Genomic DNA, 15666 nt, shown 5'->3' with positions numbered 1-15666 from the left:
TTGTTTGCCTGTCTGCTCAGGCATAACCTCATTTTCATTCCGGCGCAGGTCTTCGCGCTGTTCATTGAACGTGATGTTGGGTTCGGAGCACCTCATGGCAGACATTCTTTCTCTACGCGATGCGGTGAAGCAACTGGTCAACGATGGCGACATCGTTGCGTTGGAAGGCTTCACGCATTTGATCCCCACGGCCGCTGGTCATGAAATTATCCGTCAGGGTAAAAAAGACCTGACCCTTGTGCGCATGACGCCCGACCTGATCTACGACCAGTTGATCGGTGCCGGTTGTGCGAAGCGTCTGATTTTTTCGTGGGGCGGCAACCCCGGTGTCGGTTCTCTGCACCGTCTGCGTGATGCGGTTGAAAAGCAATGGCCGCGCGCGCTGGAAATCGAAGAGCACAGCCATGCCGACCTTGCCAACGCCTACGTGGCTGGTGCATCGGGCCTTCCGTTCGCGGTGCTGCGCGCCTACGCCGGGTCCGACCTGCCCAAGGTCAACCCGCTGATCAAGACGGTAACCTGCCCGTTTACCGGTGAGGTGCTGGCGGCTGTGCCATCGGTACGCCCGGATGTGACTGTTATCCATGCGCAGAAAGCCGACCGCAAAGGCAACGTGCTGCTGTGGGGGATTCTCGGCGCGCAGAAAGAGGCCGCGCTGGCTGCGAAGCGATGCATTGTGACGGTGGAAGAAATTGTCGATGACCTGCAAGCGCCGATGAATTCCTGTGTACTGCCGACCTGGGCATTGAGCGCCGTGTGTCTGGTGCCCGGTGGTGCTCACCCCTCCTATGCGCACGGCTATTACGAGCGTGACAACCCGTTCTACCAGGCCTGGGACCCGATTGCCCGGGACCGTGAAACCTTCACCGCGTGGATTGACGAATATATCCACGGCACCGCAGATTTCAGTGAATTCCAGAGCAAGCTGGCTCGCGCTTCGGAGGCCAAATAATGACTTACTCCACCAGTGAAATGATGACCGTTGCAGCAGCCCGTCGTCTGCGTAATGGCTCGGTGTGCTTCGTTGGCATCGGTCTGCCCTCCAAGGCTGCGAACCTGGCGCGTCTGACATCAGCACCCGACGTGGTGCTGATCTACGAGTCCGGCCCGATTGGTGCCAAACCTACCGTGTTGCCGCTGTCGATTGGCGATGGCGAGTTGGCGGAAACCGCCGACACGGTGGTATCCACCAGCGAAATCTTTCGTTACTGGCTGCAGGGCGGGCGCGTCGACGTCGGCTTTCTCGGCGCAGCGCAGGTGGACCGTTTCGGCAACATCAACACCACCGTTGTCGGTGATTATCATCATCCCAAAGTGCGCTTGCCGGGTGCCGGTGGCGCGCCGGAAATCGCCGGTTCGGCCAAGTCAGTGCTGATCATTCTCAAGCAGTCGGCGCGTTCGTTCGTCAACAAGCTGGACTTCATTACCTCGGTCGGCCACGGCGAGGGCGGCGATTCGCGCAAGCGCCTGGGGCTGCCCGGTGCCGGCCCGGTGGGGATCATTACCGACCTGTGCATCATGGAGCCGGAAGCAGGCACCAACGAGTTCGTTGTGACCACGCTGCACCCTGGCGTGACCCGCGAGCAGGTGATTGCTGCCACGGGCTGGGAGATCCGCTTTGCCGACACAGTGGTCGTTTCCGAAGAGCCTACCGAGGTCGAGCTGACGGCGCTGCGTGATCTGGAAGCCCGGACTGCCGCCGCTCATGGTCAGGTTGCAGGAGAAGCGTGATGCGTGAAGTATTTATTTGCGATGCGATTCGCACACCCATCGGTCGCTTTGGCGGGGGGCTGTCTTCGGTGCGTGCCGACGACCTGGCCGCTGTGCCGATCAAGGCACTGATGGAGCGCAACCCATCGGTCAACTGGGAAGAGATCGACGAAGTGTTCTTCGGCTGTGCCAACCAGGCCGGTGAGGACAACCGCAACGTTGCGCGCATGGCTGCGCTGTTGGCGGGGCTGCCGGAGAGCGTGCCGGGGGTGACTCTCAATCGCCTGTGTGCTTCCGGGATGGACGCCATCGGCACCGCGTTCCGTGCCATCGCTTCCGGCGAGATCGAGCTGGCGATTGCCGGTGGCGTCGAATCGATGTCCCGTGCACCGTTCGTGATGGGCAAGGCTGATGCAGCGTTCTCGCGCAACATGAAGCTGGAAGACACCACCATCGGCTGGCGCTTCATCAATCCGGCGATGAAAGCACAGTACGGCGTGGACTCAATGCCCGAGACAGGCGACAACGTTGCAACCGACTTCAGGATTTCTCGAGCCGATCAGGACGCTTTCGCCCTGCGCAGCCAGCAGCGCACTGCCGTTGCCCAGGCTGCGGGCTTTTTCGAGGAAGAGATTGTGCCGGTACGGGTTGCGCACAAAAAAGGCGAAACCATCGTCGACAAGGATGAGCATCCGCGCAGTGATACCAGCCTGGAAACCCTGAGCAAACTCAAGCCGGTCAACGGCGCGGACAAAACTGTCACCGCAGGTAATGCCTCCGGGGTCAACGACGGGGCTGCTGCATTGATTCTGGCTTCGGCCGACGCTGTTAAAAAGCACGGCCTGACGCCACGCGCCCGTGTGTTGGGCATGGCCAGCGCGGCGGTTGCGCCTCGGGTGATGGGCATCGGCCCGGTGCCTGCGGTACGCAAGCTGGTCGAGCGGCTGGGTCTGGCGGTGACTGATTTCGACGTCATCGAGCTCAACGAAGCCTTCGCCAGCCAGGGTCTGGCAGTTCTGCGCGAACTGGGCCTGGCGGACGACGCACCGCAGGTCAACCCTAACGGCGGGGCCATTGCGCTCGGTCATCCGCTGGGTATGAGCGGCGCGCGGCTGGTGCTGACGGCGTTGCACCACCTGGAAAAAACCGGGGGGCGCAAAGGCCTGGCAACCATGTGCGTCGGCGTAGGGCAGGGCCTTGCGCTGGCCATCGAGCGGTAAGCGCTCCCGTTTCAACCTGTTGTCCAGCAACCCGGATCGTTTGTCTGCCTCCACGAAAAGGCGGGCCGATGATCCGGGTTGTTGTTCGTCCGGGCACTGGATGTTCAATCCTGCCGATTTTTCCTGGTGGCTGAATTGCTCTGACTTATTGTGCTCGATTAAAGACGGTGTTACAGATTGTTTCTTATGGACAGTTCTGCTTGGGGAAAATAATGACTACAACATCAAAAGCACCGCATTACACCGGCGAGGAGCGAAGCAAAAGAATTTTCGCCATTGTCGGTGCTTCATCCGGCAACCTGGTCGAATGGTTCGACTTTTATATCTACGCCTTCTGCGCGATTTATTTCGCACCGGCTTTCTTTCCTTCCGATGATCCGACCGTTCAGTTGCTCAACACCGCAGGTGTGTTTGCCGCTGGCTTTCTGATGCGTCCGATTGGCGGCTGGCTGTTTGGTCGTGTCGCAGACAAACATGGCCGCAAGAACTCCATGCTGATTTCGGTCACCATGATGTGCGCGGGATCGCTGATCATTGCCTGCCTGCCGACCTACGCGTCGATCGGTGCCTGGGCGCCGGCCTTGCTGCTCATGGCGCGCTTGCTTCAAGGCCTGTCGGTGGGCGGTGAATATGGCACCACGGCCACTTACATGAGTGAAGTGGCCTTACGCGGGCAGCGCGGTTTTTATGCCTCGTTCCAGTACGTCACCCTGATCGGCGGCCAGTTGCTTGCCGTGTTGACAGTGGTCATCCTTCAGCAATTCCTGACCACCGAAGAACTGCGTGACTACGGCTGGCGTATCCCGTTCGTGATCGGTGCGGCCGCCGCTGTCATTGCCTTGCTGCTGCGTCGCACACTCAATGAAACCACCACCGCCGAAAGCCGTCAGGACAAGGACGCCGGCAGTATTGCCGCACTGTTCAAGCATCATGCCGCAGCCTTCATCACAGTGCTGGGTTACACCGCCGGTGGCTCGCTGATTTTCTACACCTTCACGACCTACATGCAGAAATACCTGGTCAACACCGGAGGCATGGAAGCCAAGACCGCCAGCTACATCATGACCGGCGCGCTGTTTCTGTACATGTGCATGCAGCCGTTTTTCGGCATGCTGGCGGACCGCATCGGTCGTCGTAATTCGATGTTGTGGTTCGGCGCGCTGGGTACACTGTGCACGGTGCCGATTCTGATGACCCTGAAAACCACCACCAACCCGTTCATTGCCTTTGTGCTGATTACCCTGGCGTTGGCAATTGTCAGCTTTTACACCTCGATAAGCGGGCTGGTCAAAGCCGAGATGTTTCCGCCTCAGGTCCGCGCACTGGGTGTCGGGCTGGCTTATGCGGTTGCCAACGCAGTGTTCGGCGGTTCTGCCGAATTTGTCGCACTGAAACTCAAAAGTGCCGGGATGGAAAACAGCTTCTACTGGTACGTGACGGTAATGATGGCTGTGGCCTTTCTGTTCAGTCTGCGCCTGCCCAAAGAGCCCAAGTACCTGCATCAGGACCATTGATCGCAGGCTTGTTTCGGCCACAAAAAAACCACCTGATCAGGTGGTTTTTTTGTGTGCCGCTTTAAATCAGAACAGCTGAACCGAAGGCTTCTCTTTGGAGATGGTTTCGGTCTGCCCGGTTCTTTCGTACCAGCCGCCGCCGAGGGCCTTGTACAGGTTGACCTCGCTGGTCAGCTGCGACAGACGATCGGTGATCAGCGTTTGTTGCGCGCTGAACAACGAGCGCTGGGCGTCGAGGAAGGTCAGGTTGCTGTCGATACCGATCCGGTAGCGACGCTCGGCCAGACGGTAGTAGTCCTGGTTGGCCGCGACGAAGTCACGTTGCGCCTGGAGCTGCTCGTCGTAGGTCTTGCGTGAAGCCAGGCCGTCAGACACTTCCTGGAAGGCGGTTTGAATCGCCTTCTCGTAGTTGGCGACGCTGATTTCTTTCTGGATTTTCGAGTAGTCCAGGCTGGCGCGCAGGTTGCCGGCGTTGAAGATCGGGATGTTGATGCTTGGCTGGAACAGCCATGCACCCGATCCGCCCTTGAACAGGCCGGACAGCTCGCTGCTGCTGGTTCCGGCACTGGCCGTCAGGCTGATGCTGGGGAAGAACGCTGCGCGTGCTGCGCCAATGTTGGCGTTGGCTGCCTTGAGCGTATGCTCGGCCTCCAGAATGTCCGGACGACGCTGCAGCAGGTCGGACGGCAGGCCAGCCGGCATTTCGGTCAGCATGTCTGAATCCAGCAAGTGGCTGGCCGGCAGGTTGTCAGGCAGGCTGGTGCCGAGCAGCAGAACCAGACTGTTCTGATCCTGTGCAACCAGACGCTCGTACTGAGCCAGTTTGGCACGCGCGCTTTCGACGGCGGTGCGTGACTGGCTCAGGTCCAGGGCCGAGGAAACACCGACTTCATTGCTGCGCGAGGTCAGGCGATAGCTTTCTTCGTAGGTCTTGAGGGTGTCCTGCGTCAGCTTGAGCAGTTCCTTGTCGGCCTGCCAGGTCATGTAGGCATTGGCGACGCTGGCCACCAGACTGATCTGGGTGCTGCGACGCGCTTCTTCGCTGGAGAAGTAGGTCTCCAGCGCCTGCTCGCTGAGGCTGCGGACCCGGCCGAAGAGGTCCAGCTCGTACGAGCTGACGCCCAGGCTGGCCGAGTAGCTGCTGGTGATGCCTGCCTGACCGGTTTGCGACTGGTCGGCTGGCACGCGTTGACGAGTACCGCTACCTGTCGCCGAAACAGCAGGGAACAGGTCCGAGCGCTGAATACGGTACTGAGCACGGTAAGCGTCAATGTTCAGGGCCGCGACCCGCAGGTCGCGGTTGTTGAGCAGTGCAGTCTGAATCAGCTGTTGCAGCGCCGGATCATTGAAGAAGTGCCGCCAGCCTTGCTCCGCGGCAGCCATTTTGGCGCCTTCGACCGGCGAGTACGCCGGCCCTTGCGGATATTGAGCGGCGACCGGTGCTTCCGGCTGCTTGTACTCGGGGATCAAAGAGCAGCCGCCGAGAATGAACGCGGTAACTGCAAGAGAGATCAATGACTTGCTCATTGGCCAGCCTCATCGTGTGAAATATGTTTCTTCTTGCTCTTGAAGAGCCCTGAAACCGAGACAAAGAACAGGGGCACCCAGAAGATCGCCAGGATAACGGCGGTGATCATACCGCCAATTACACCAGTACCGATCGAATGTTGACTACCTGAACCTGCGCCCGTGGAGATTGCCAGCGGCACAACGCCGAGGATAAACGCCATGGACGTCATGATAATTGGGCGCAGACGCATGCGGCACGCCTCGATTGCCGAGTCGACCAGGCTCTTGCCCTGTTCGTGCAGCTCTTTGGCGAACTCGACGATCAGAATGGCGTTCTTCGCCGCCAGACCCACCGTCACCAGCAAGCCCACCTGGAAGAACACGTCGTTGGACAGGCCACGCAGGCTGGTTGCCATCAGTGCACCGATAACCCCCAGCGGCACCACGAGGATGACCGCGATCGGGATCGACCAGCTTTCATACAGCGCCGCCAGACACAGGAACACCACCAGCAATGACAGCGCGTAGAGGGCAGGGGCCTGCGAGCCGGACAAACGTTCCTCGTAGGACAGACCGGTCCACGAAATGCCGATACCTTGCGGCAGTTTCTTGGCCAGGGCTTCTACCTCGGCCATCGCCTCGCCGCTGCTGTAACCCGGGGCAGGAGTACCGAGCACTTCCTCTGCTGCCACGCCGTTGTAGCGCGACAGCTTCGGTGAGCCGTAGGTCCATTTGCCGCTGGCGAAGGCCGAGAACGGCACCATTTCACCCGAGCTGTTGCGCACGTACCACTTCTTGAGGTCTTCAGGCGTCATACGGGCACCTGCATCGCCCTGGATGTACACCTTCTTCACACGGCCACGGTCGATGAAGTCATTGACGTAGCTGCCGCCCAACGCGATGGACAGTGTGTTGTTGATGTCCGACAGGGTAATGCCCAGCGCACTGGCGCGTTCGTCGTCGATGATCAACTGGTACTGCGGTTCGTCATTCAGCCCGTTCGGACGCACGCCTGCCAGAATCTTGCTCTGCGCTGCCATGCCGAGGAACTGGTTACGCGCCTCCATCAGTTTGTCGTGACCCACGCCGCCCTGATCCTGCAGGTAAACGTCGAAACCTGTGGCGTTACCCAGCTCGAGAACAGACGGTGGAACGACCGCGAACACCATTGCGTCGCGCAGGCTGAAGAAATAGCCCTGAGCGCGCTTGGCCAGTTCGAAGACGCTGTTGTTGGAATCACGTTCTTCCCACGGCTTGAGCATGACGAACGCAATCGCCGAGCTTTGACCGCGGCCCGCAAAGTTGAAGCCGTTTACCGAGAACACCGACTTCACTGCACCGCTTTCCTTGGTCAGCAGGTATTCACGCATGTTGTCGATGACTTCCTGCGTACGCTCGGTAGAGGAGCCTGCCGGGGTCTGGATCTGGGCAAAGATGACGCCCTGATCTTCTTCCGGAAGGAACGCGGCCGGGATACGCATGAACATCCAGACCATGCCTGCGCAGATCAGGATATAGCCCAGATACGCCGGCCATTTGTGCTTGAGCATGTTGCCGACGCCACGTTCGTAGCTCAGAACGCTGCGGTCAAAGGTGCGGTTGAACCAGCCGAAGAAACCACGTTTTGGCTGGCCGTGCTTCTCGTGATCGATAGGCTTGAGCATGGTGGCGCACAGCGCCGGGGTGAAGATCAGGGCGACAACCACCGACAGGGCCATGGCCGAGACGATGGTGATCGAGAACTGTTTGTAGATCACCCCGGTAGAGCCGCCGAAGAACGCCATGGGCAGCAGAACCGCCGACAGCACCAGCGCAATACCGACCAGCGCACCCTGGATCTGGGTCATGGATTTGATCGTGGCGTCGCGCGGGGAGAGCTTTTCCTCCTCCATGACCCGCTCGACGTTTTCCACCACCACGATCGCATCGTCCACCAGCAAGCCGATGGCCAGCACCATACCGAACATGGTCAGGGTGTTGATGGTGAAGCCGAATGCCGCGAGGATGCCGAACGTACCCAGCAATACTACCGGTACGGTCATGGTCGTGATGACCGTGGCGCGGAAGTTTTGCAGGAACAGGTACATCACCAGGAACACCAGCACGATCGCTTCGATCAGGGTGTGCACCACACCATTGATCGATTCGCTGACCACTGGCGTGGTGTCATACGGGTACACGACTTTCATGCCTGGCGGGAAGAACGGCTCCAGCGACGAAACGGTCGCGCGAATAGCCTTGGCGGTATCCAGTGCGTTGGCACCGGTCGCGAGTTTGATTGCCAGACCCGATGCCGGTTTACCGTCGAACTGCGAGTCGGTGCTGTAGTTCTCTGCGCCCAGGCCGACAGTCGCGACGTCCTTGAGGCGAACCTGCGAACCGTCGGTGTTGACCTTGAGGAAGATGTTGCCGAACTGCTCGGCGGTCTGCAGACGCGTCTTGCCGATGATTGTGGCGTTCAGCTGCTGGCCGCTGATGGACGGCAGGCCACCCAACTGGCCGGACGATACCTGGACGTTCTGCGCGGTGATCGCGTTTTTCACGTCCACCGGAGTCAGCTGGAAGTTGTTCAGCTTTGCCGGGTCCAGCCAGATACGCATGGCGTACTGCGAACCGAACACCTGGAAGTCACCCACACCGGAGGTCCGGGAAATCGGGTCCTGCATGTTCGACACGATGTAGTTGGCCAGGTCTTCCTTGCCCATGCTGCCGTCTTCGGACACCAGGCCGATAACCATCAGGAAGTTCTTCACTGCCTTGGTCACGCGGATACCCTGTTGCTGCACTTCCTGTGGCAACAGCGGGGTCGCGAGGTTGAGCTTGTTCTGCACCTGAACCTGCGCCGTATCAGGGTTGGTACCCTGATTGAAGGTCGCGGTAATGGTCATGCTGCCGTCGGAGTTACTTTCCGAGCTCACATAACGCAGGTTGTCGATACCGTTGAGCTGTTGCTCGATCACCTGCACCACAGTGTCCTGCACCGTCTGAGCGGAGGCGCCCGGATAGGTGACCTGGATACCGATGGCTGGCGGTGCGATGCTCGGGTACTGGTTGATCGGCAGGCTGGAAATCGACAGCGCACCGACCAGCATGATCACGAGGGCAATAACCCAGGCAAAAATGGGTCGATCAATAAAGAATTTCGACATGGGTTACTCCCCTTTGCTGCCTGCGGCTTTATCAGTGGCCGGGGCAGGTGCCGGGTTTGCTCCTTTGACGTTGGTCGCTTCGGCGACTTTCACTTCGGCGCCTGGTTTGACGTACTGCAAGCCTTCGGTAATGACCCGATCACCTTCTTTCAGGCCGTCTTCGATCAGCCAGTCGCTGCCCACGGTGCGGTTGGCCACCAGCGTACGCATTTCAACCTTGTTGTCCTGGTTGACGATCATGGCGGTCGGCGTGCCTTTCAGGTCGCGGGTCACGCCTTGCTGCGGTGCCAGAATGGCTTTCGCACTGACGCCAGCCTGCAATTGCGCGTGGACGAACATGCCAGGCAACAAGCGATGTTCCGGGTTCGGGAACACGGCGCGCAAGGTGACCGAGCCTGTAGTCTGATCAACTGATACTTCGGAGAATTCCAGCTTGCCTTCCTGGCCATAGACACTGTTGTCTTCCAGCGTCAGCTTGACCTTGGCCGCGTTGTCGCCGGCTTTCTGCAGCTTGCCGCTTTCCAGGTCATTGCGCAGCTTGAGCATGTCGGCAGACGACTGAACCACATCTACGTAAATCGGGTCGAGCTGCTGGATGGTTGCCATTGCTTCGGTCTGGGCGCTGCTGACCAGCGCGCCTTCGGTCACTGCGGAGCGGCCGATACGACCGGAAATAGGTGCCAGCACCTTGGTGTAGCGCAGGTTGATCTGGGCGGTCTGCAAGGCGGCCTGAGCTTCCTGCGTCGATGCCTGGGCGGTGTCGTATTCCTGACGGCTTACCGCTTGCTCGCTGACCAGTTGCTTGTAGCGATCAGACATCGACTTGGCAGACTGCAGAGTCGCCTTGGCGCTGTTGGCATTGGCCTCATAGACAGCCGGGTCGATCTGATAGAGCTGCTGACCGGCTTTGACGTCGCCACCTTCGGTAAACAGACGTTTGAGAATGATGCCGTTGACCTGAGGGCGTACCTCGGCGACGCGGAATGCGGTGGTCCGGCCTGGCAGCTCGGTGGTCAGGGTATAGGGCTGTGCTTTGAGGGTAACGACGCCGACCTGAGGGGTTTGCGCAGGCGGGGCCGCCTGTTCCTTCTTGCTACAGCCACTGAGCAGGGTTGCCAGGGCGACGGCAGTGACCAGAACGGTAACAGCTGGCTTGAATTGCATGAAGATCCTCGGGGCAGGAGCCTGTTGTCTCAACAGTACGTTGAAGTGTTAAAAAATATTTCGGCTAGATAAGTAGCATGCTAAGGAATATACTTACATTCGCGGCTGTTTGTAAACACCCGCTGTGCGCATTCGGCCACTATTCACAGTGCCGACAGCCAATTCGGGACAAGGCGAGACAAATGCCGCCCGGTCATATCTCCAGGTCTGCCGCCAGACGCATGCCTGAGGTAAATTTTTTGAGGTTTTATTGCCATGGTTCGTCGCACCAAAGAGGAAGCTCAGATCACTCGCAGCCAGATTCTGGAGGCTGCCGAGCAGGCTTTTTATGAGCGAGGCGTCGCCCGCACCACGCTGGCTGACATCGCAACCCTTGCTGGTGTGACGCGAGGAGCCATTTACTGGCACTTCAACAACAAGGCCGATCTGGTCCAGGCAATGCTCGACAGCCTTCAGGAACCACTCGATGAAATGGCGCAGGCCAGTCAGAGCGAAGAGGAAGAAGACCCACTGGGCTGTATGAGAAATCTTTTGATTCATTTGTTTCATGAGCTCGCACTGGACCCGAAAACCCGTCGCATAAATGAAATCCTGTTTCACAAGTGCGAGTTTACTGACGAGATGTGTGATTTTCGTCGTCAGCGCCAGGACAACGCCATACAGTGCCACGACCGGATCACCCTAGGGCTGAACAATGCCGTGCGCCAGGGGCAACTTCCCAAAGATCTCAATACGGCCCGGGCCGCAGTCGCCCTGTTTTCTTACGTAAACGGCATCATTTATCAATGGCTGCTGGTTCCAGACAGCTTTTCATTGCCGGCAGAGGCCGAGCAACTGGTTGATGTGTGTCTGGACATGCTGCGTTTCAGCCCTACGCTAAGAATCAGCAAGGCTTCCTGACGGAGATGACAGGTCGTAGCGCCTGCCGGTTCGGTCGGGCCGTTGTCTTTCCCACAAAGCCTAACTCCAATTCGTGCTTTTCATACAGTGTGTTTACTGACTGTGTACCCGTCCTCATCGATTGCCCCCGCCGGTTGCCGCCGATCAGACCTTGATCCGACAAAATATTGTAGGAGGCAGGTAGGACATTTCCTGATACATGTAGCTGATTTCCCAAAGTAATTTCCGAGTATTGCCCCGCGGGAAAACTCCCTTCACTCTTCGCTTCCGGAAAGATCAGAAGAGAGGAAGGTTGCATGTTTTTGCCGAATCTTGCGCCTATGTGCCTTGAAGTCATCGCCAGATCCGCTGAAGTGTACGAGCGTGGACAGGGCCGTGGCTTGCATGAGCGCAGGTCTGTGTCGGGCGTGATCGAAACATGCAAAGGGCATGCAGGCGTTAGCGTAAATCCGCGTCTCTCGATCAAAGGGAGGGCGGAGCATGTCGGACACTACAACTGATGCTGTGAGGCTACTGGCCGGAGTCGCGCAGCAATCCGAACGGGTTGCCATGGATTCTGAATTGGGGACGCCCGTCATTCGACTTGGGTTGATCACCACGCTGTATTTCCGCAATGGCCACACGCTGGAGATGAAGCGTCGGGTCGAAGCCTGCTTTTCGCGCTTCTATGGCGCGTTCAAGCCGAAACTCAAGTGGCAGCTGTTCAAGCGTATGCGTCGCTTGAGCGCATCGGGTTTTGCATCGACCCGGCGTCAGGTTGTCGAAAGCCTCCCGGACGAGCAGTTCATCTGGTCTATCGCCAGTGCGACCCAGGCCGAGGTCGCCATGTACAGCCTGTTTGTCATGAACACCCCGCAGGGGCAGGCCGATAATGATCGCTCTTGTCTGAAAATGGTATTGCCCTGGTCCTGCCTGACCGAGCCCGACGGTTTGAAGAACTACGAGGCCTGGATCCGCTATCTAAGCAGCGAAGTGCAGGCCGAGCATGGCTTTGGCGGGCTCGCCTGTGTACTGCCTTGCGATGGTCATCAGTATTTACCCTGGGAGTATCGACTGGCTCAGGACTACATAGGGTTGATGGTCGATCCCGGTCCGCACATTGAAAGCCTGCGTTTGCTGGACCGTATAAAGGGCGTCAGTTGGTACACGGTGCTGGGCGAAGGGTTTGTCAGACAGCTGGGAGGGAGCGACAGATTGCGGGGCGAGATGAGCGCGCACAGCGACATCGTGTTTCATAGCTATCGCAACGGGTTGATCATTCGGGCGGGTGCGGTGCCTGAATTGGGTGGTCGAGGCCTGCCACCGCCGCAACCCTATGTGACGGTCAACCGGATGATCAAACCGGTTCGCCTGCAGGACACCGGCAACCTTCATCCCTACCTTGCTCCCGGTATCGGCTTTACCGAGGAAACCACTGCGCAGTGGTACGCGCGATTTGATGAAAAACCGCTGCCGCCAGTTGATGCGGGGCAGGCATGCCCTCGATCAGGCTGCTGGTTCAGCAGCGCACAGTTTGGCTCGCGTCGACATTTCGACGAAGGTGAACTCATGCCGGCGTTCAACCATATAAAAAGCAAGAAAACCCAGTGGTTTTGGGCCGGCATGCCTTCCTGATTCAGCGCGTCGAGCTAATCCCGGCCTCGCAATAGCGTATTGGGCATTGCTACGGCTGCGGCAAGGCCGAGCAGCGAAATGGCCGCACTGGTGATCAGCAGGTTTCTGAAGGTCAGCGCCAGTTCGGCTCGCAGTGTTTCCAGTGCCGGTCCGGTTGCTGCATTAAGGCTGTCGAGCAGGACATTACCGGAGCTGCCTTCGCCACCCAGCGCTCCCGAGCCGGGCAGGCCGACACCGGTATGCTGCAACATAGCCAGTAGCAGCGCCGACATCAATGCCACGCCTACTGCACCCCCCAGCGAGCGGAACAGATTGGTTGTGCTGGTGGCCACGCCCATATCCCTTGGTTGAACCGAGTTCTGGGTGCCGACCAATGAGGTGGGGAACTGCATGCCGGTGGCGATGCCGGTAAGGACCATGAACAGGCTCATCGCTATCAGCGATTGGGGAGGCGTAAAGGCCATGCCCAGAATCGCGATGGGCATCAGCAACGCCCCGGTCAGAATAAGCGGTTTGTAGCGCCCGGTTTGCGCGGTGCGTCGCCCGGCGAAATAGGCACCCATCGGCATGCCGATCGCCAGCGGAAGCAGGTGCAGGGCGGCACTGTCTGCACCGCCACCGGTGACGGTCTGGTAACGCAACGGCATCAGGACAATCAGGGAAATAGCCTGAAAACTGGTAAAGAACACCGTGCACCAGCAAAGCACGGCACTTTTATTGGTGAACAGGTGCATGGGCAACAGGGGTTCGGCGGTGCGGCGTTCGTACCAGACGAAAATGCCCAGCGTCAGCAGGGCGGTGCCCAGTAACAACTGAACCTCGAAATCGCCCAGACCATGCCCCTGACCAATTTCGGTAATTCCCAACAGCAGCGCGGTCAGGCCGATGATCATCAGCACCGTACCCAGGTAGTCGATAATCGGTTTGCGCTGCGGCACTGGCAGGCCGACCAGGGTTCGATATGCGACGATCAGCGCGGCTGCCCCCAAGGGCAGATTAATCAGGAACACCCAGCGCCAGGACAGGTATTCGGTCATCAAGCCGCCCAAGACCGGGCCCGCGACGCTGGCCACGGCGTACATGCTGCTGAAGTAGCCTTGGTAGCGGCCCCGCTCACGAGGCGGAACAATGTCGGCGATGATTGCCTGGCTTACCGAAACCATACCGCCTGCACCGATGCCTTGAAGGACGCGCGCCAGCACCAGTTGTTCCATGCTCTGCGCCATGCCACAGAACAGCGAGGCGAGGGTGAAAAGCCCCAAGCCGAACAGCATCAGTTTACGCCGTCCGTAAAGATCGCCCAGCTTGCCGTAGATCGGCACTGCAACGGTCAGTGAAACCATATACGCGGAAATGACCCACGCCAGCAGATCGATGTCCCTGAACTGGGCGGAAATGGCAGGCATCGAAACAGCAACGATGGTCTGATCCAGAGCGCTGAGCAATACCGCCATCATCAACGCGAACAGAATGCTGCGAATGGCCGGAGGCGTTTGAGTAAGACTGGTCAAGGCAAAACCTGATGGCAGTGTTGACCCGCCGCAAGTGAGGCGGGAGAGTCTGACCAGTCTAATCCGATAGCTTGCTAATCGATAGCTGCCTTTGCTGAACGATGACGCAATTCACGCTACACAAGCGTCATCGCAAGGCGCTGAAGGTTGCGTCGGTCGGCACGCAATGGCCAAACGTGCAACTGGCGACCTGTGGGGCCTGACGAGCCAGCTCGTTACGATAGGCCCCTGCGGTGTATACCGCCAGGACCGCTATAGCACCGACGACAACCATGCATTTTCTTGTTCTGACTTTCATGACGCACTCCTTACCTCGGCTACAGAGCAGTTTGAAAGAACTGATTAAAGTGTAGGACAAGGTTGGAGTTTGCGTCGGTAGTCATCATCTGCGGTTGCTGCGTGACGAATGCCCTGGAAGACGCGTTAGAATTCGCGCTTTGATTTATGAGCAGGGTCCATACGCATGGCACGCAAGGAATACAACGGGTTTGAAGTGGTGTCGGCAGTCATGCCTGCCGAGCAGGGGTACAACGCGGCAATTGCCATCAAGGCGCTGGGTGCAGGCGGAGCGCCGCGCTTTCATGCGCTGCTGCCGGACCAGAAATTCAAGACCGCCGATGATGCCGACCTGGCCGCTGTGCAGGAGCTGCAGCGGCTGATCGACATTGATGCCGAGGGCGAGCCTGTATGGGGCGATTCCTGATCAGGCGCCTGGGCGAAACATCTTGAACAGCGCTTCCGGCCCAAGCTGGAAGTAATCTGCAGGACCGCCGCCACGCAGGATCGGCTCGGCGGCCGCGGTGTCATAAACACCGTCCTTGAGCAGGGATTTCTCGATGTGTACGGCTACCACTTCGCCCAGAATCAGCCAGCTGGGCACCAGTTCCTGGTCGGCGCGTTGCAATTGAATGATCTGCGTGACTTTGCATTCAAACGACACCGGCGTCTCAAGCACGCGTGGGACCGAGACGATATGAGAGGCCAGCGGCGTGAGGTTGGCCAGTTCGAACTCGCTGACATCCTGCGCTACCGGGGCACAGCTCTGGTTCATGGCTTCGGCCAGCGAGCGGGTCGCAAGATTCCAGACAAACTCACCGGTCTGCTCGATGTTATTCAGACTGTCCTTGCGACCAACGCTGCAGAACCCAATGATGGGGGGCACGTAGTTGAAGGCATTGAAGAAACTGTAGGGTGCCAGATTCAATTTGCCGTTGGCATCCTGCGATGAAATCCAGCCGATCGGGCGTGGGCCTACAATCGCGTTGAACGGGTCATGCGGCAGGCCGTGGCCCTTGGACGGCTCGTAGGAGTGAATAGCGTCTGACATGCTTGATTCCTGATGGGCTCTATAGGGTGCGGACATAGTGCTGCGCAT

General features: G+C 58.8%; 13 protein-coding genes. 7 read left to right on the top strand and 6 right to left on the bottom strand.

All coding sequences use genetic code 11. From position 1 onward, the window contains the following. Positions 1-94 precede the first annotated feature (94 nt). The 4 genes from RYA97_RS11850 to RYA97_RS11835 all read left to right on the top strand — a co-directional run bounded on the left by RYA97_RS11850 (position 95) and on the right by RYA97_RS11835 (position 4444). Positions 95-952, top strand: coding sequence for a CoA transferase subunit A (locus tag RYA97_RS11850; protein WP_004658869.1), 858 nt, complete (start codon positions 95-97; stop codon positions 950-952). After that, positions 949-1731 carry a CoA-transferase subunit beta gene (locus RYA97_RS11845; protein WP_172681010.1) on the top strand — a complete coding sequence of 261 codons (783 nt, stop codon included), beginning with the start codon at positions 949-951 and terminating at the stop codon, positions 1729-1731. The genes RYA97_RS11850 and RYA97_RS11845 overlap by 4 nt, the downstream gene beginning before the upstream one ends. Beyond that, a complete protein-coding gene (gene pcaF, locus RYA97_RS11840) occupies positions 1728-2930 on the top strand; it encodes a 3-oxoadipyl-CoA thiolase (RefSeq protein ID WP_170947366.1) in 1203 nt (400 codons plus the stop codon). Before RYA97_RS11845 ends, pcaF begins: the two co-directional genes overlap by 4 nt. Positions 2931-3142: 212 nt before the next feature. Next, positions 3143-4444 carry an MFS family transporter gene (locus tag RYA97_RS11835; protein ID WP_005745556.1) on the top strand — a complete coding sequence of 434 codons (1302 nt, stop codon included), beginning with the start codon at positions 3143-3145 and terminating at the stop codon, positions 4442-4444. A gap of 66 nt (positions 4445-4510) precedes the next feature. Here RYA97_RS11835 and RYA97_RS11830 read toward each other — a convergent pair whose 3' ends face one another. Genes RYA97_RS11830 through RYA97_RS11820 form a run of 3 tightly spaced genes read right to left on the bottom strand, consistent with a single transcriptional unit; the run spans position 4511 to position 10266 of the window. Beyond that, positions 4511-5971 carry an AdeC/AdeK/OprM family multidrug efflux complex outer membrane factor gene (locus RYA97_RS11830; RefSeq protein ID WP_005745557.1) on the bottom strand — a complete coding sequence of 487 codons (1461 nt, stop codon included), beginning with the start codon at positions 5969-5971 and terminating at the stop codon, positions 4511-4513. Beyond that, the gene (locus RYA97_RS11825; protein WP_005745558.1) at positions 5968-9102 is read right to left on the bottom strand and encodes an efflux RND transporter permease subunit; all 3135 of its coding nucleotides are present in this window, start codon (positions 9100-9102) and stop codon (positions 5968-5970) included. The genes RYA97_RS11830 and RYA97_RS11825 overlap by 4 nt, the downstream gene beginning before the upstream one ends. Positions 9103-9105: 3 nt before the next feature. Further along, a complete protein-coding gene (locus RYA97_RS11820; protein WP_002554959.1) occupies positions 9106-10266 on the bottom strand; it encodes an efflux RND transporter periplasmic adaptor subunit in 1161 nt (386 codons plus the stop codon). A 255-nt stretch (positions 10267-10521) separates the two neighbouring features. Here RYA97_RS11820 and RYA97_RS11815 point away from each other — a divergent pair, with 255 nt between their 5' ends. Both RYA97_RS11815 and RYA97_RS11810 read left to right on the top strand, forming a co-directional pair. After that, entirely contained in the window at positions 10522-11166 is a 645-nt protein-coding gene (locus RYA97_RS11815; protein ID WP_316892337.1) for a TetR family transcriptional regulator, read from the top strand. 480 nt (positions 11167-11646) lie between these two features. Beyond that, positions 11647-12780 carry a DUF3396 domain-containing protein gene (locus tag RYA97_RS11810; protein ID WP_117140151.1) on the top strand — a complete coding sequence of 378 codons (1134 nt, stop codon included), beginning with the start codon at positions 11647-11649 and terminating at the stop codon, positions 12778-12780. Positions 12781-12794: 14 nt separating this feature from the next. Here the strand turns inward: RYA97_RS11810 and RYA97_RS11805 are convergent, their stop codons facing one another. Continuing rightward, positions 12795-14291 carry an MDR family MFS transporter gene (locus RYA97_RS11805; protein WP_005753843.1) on the bottom strand — a complete coding sequence of 499 codons (1497 nt, stop codon included), beginning with the start codon at positions 14289-14291 and terminating at the stop codon, positions 12795-12797. 127 nt (positions 14292-14418) lie between these two features. Then, positions 14419-14589, bottom strand: coding sequence for a hypothetical protein (locus RYA97_RS11800; protein WP_162882962.1), 171 nt, complete (start codon positions 14587-14589; stop codon positions 14419-14421). Positions 14590-14754: 165 nt separating this feature from the next. Between RYA97_RS11800 and RYA97_RS11795 the strand changes: the two genes are divergently transcribed. After that, positions 14755-14994 carry a hypothetical protein gene (locus RYA97_RS11795; protein ID WP_005745561.1) on the top strand — a complete coding sequence of 80 codons (240 nt, stop codon included), beginning with the start codon at positions 14755-14757 and terminating at the stop codon, positions 14992-14994. On the opposite strand, the gene RYA97_RS11790 is transcribed toward RYA97_RS11795, so the two are convergent. Continuing rightward, positions 14995-15618 (bottom strand): flavin reductase family protein, encoded by a 624-nt coding sequence (locus RYA97_RS11790; RefSeq protein WP_117140152.1) that lies wholly within the window; start codon positions 15616-15618, stop codon positions 14995-14997. Between the last annotated feature and the right edge of the window lie 48 nt (positions 15619-15666).

Origin of the sequence: Pseudomonas syringae group sp. 26L6 (assembly GCF_032587815.1) — a bacterium.
Lineage (GTDB): Bacteria > Pseudomonadota > Gammaproteobacteria > Pseudomonadales > Pseudomonadaceae > Aquipseudomonas > Aquipseudomonas amygdali.
Note: the sequence above shows the minus strand (reverse complement) of the source record. Positions and strands in the feature narration are given on the sequence as shown.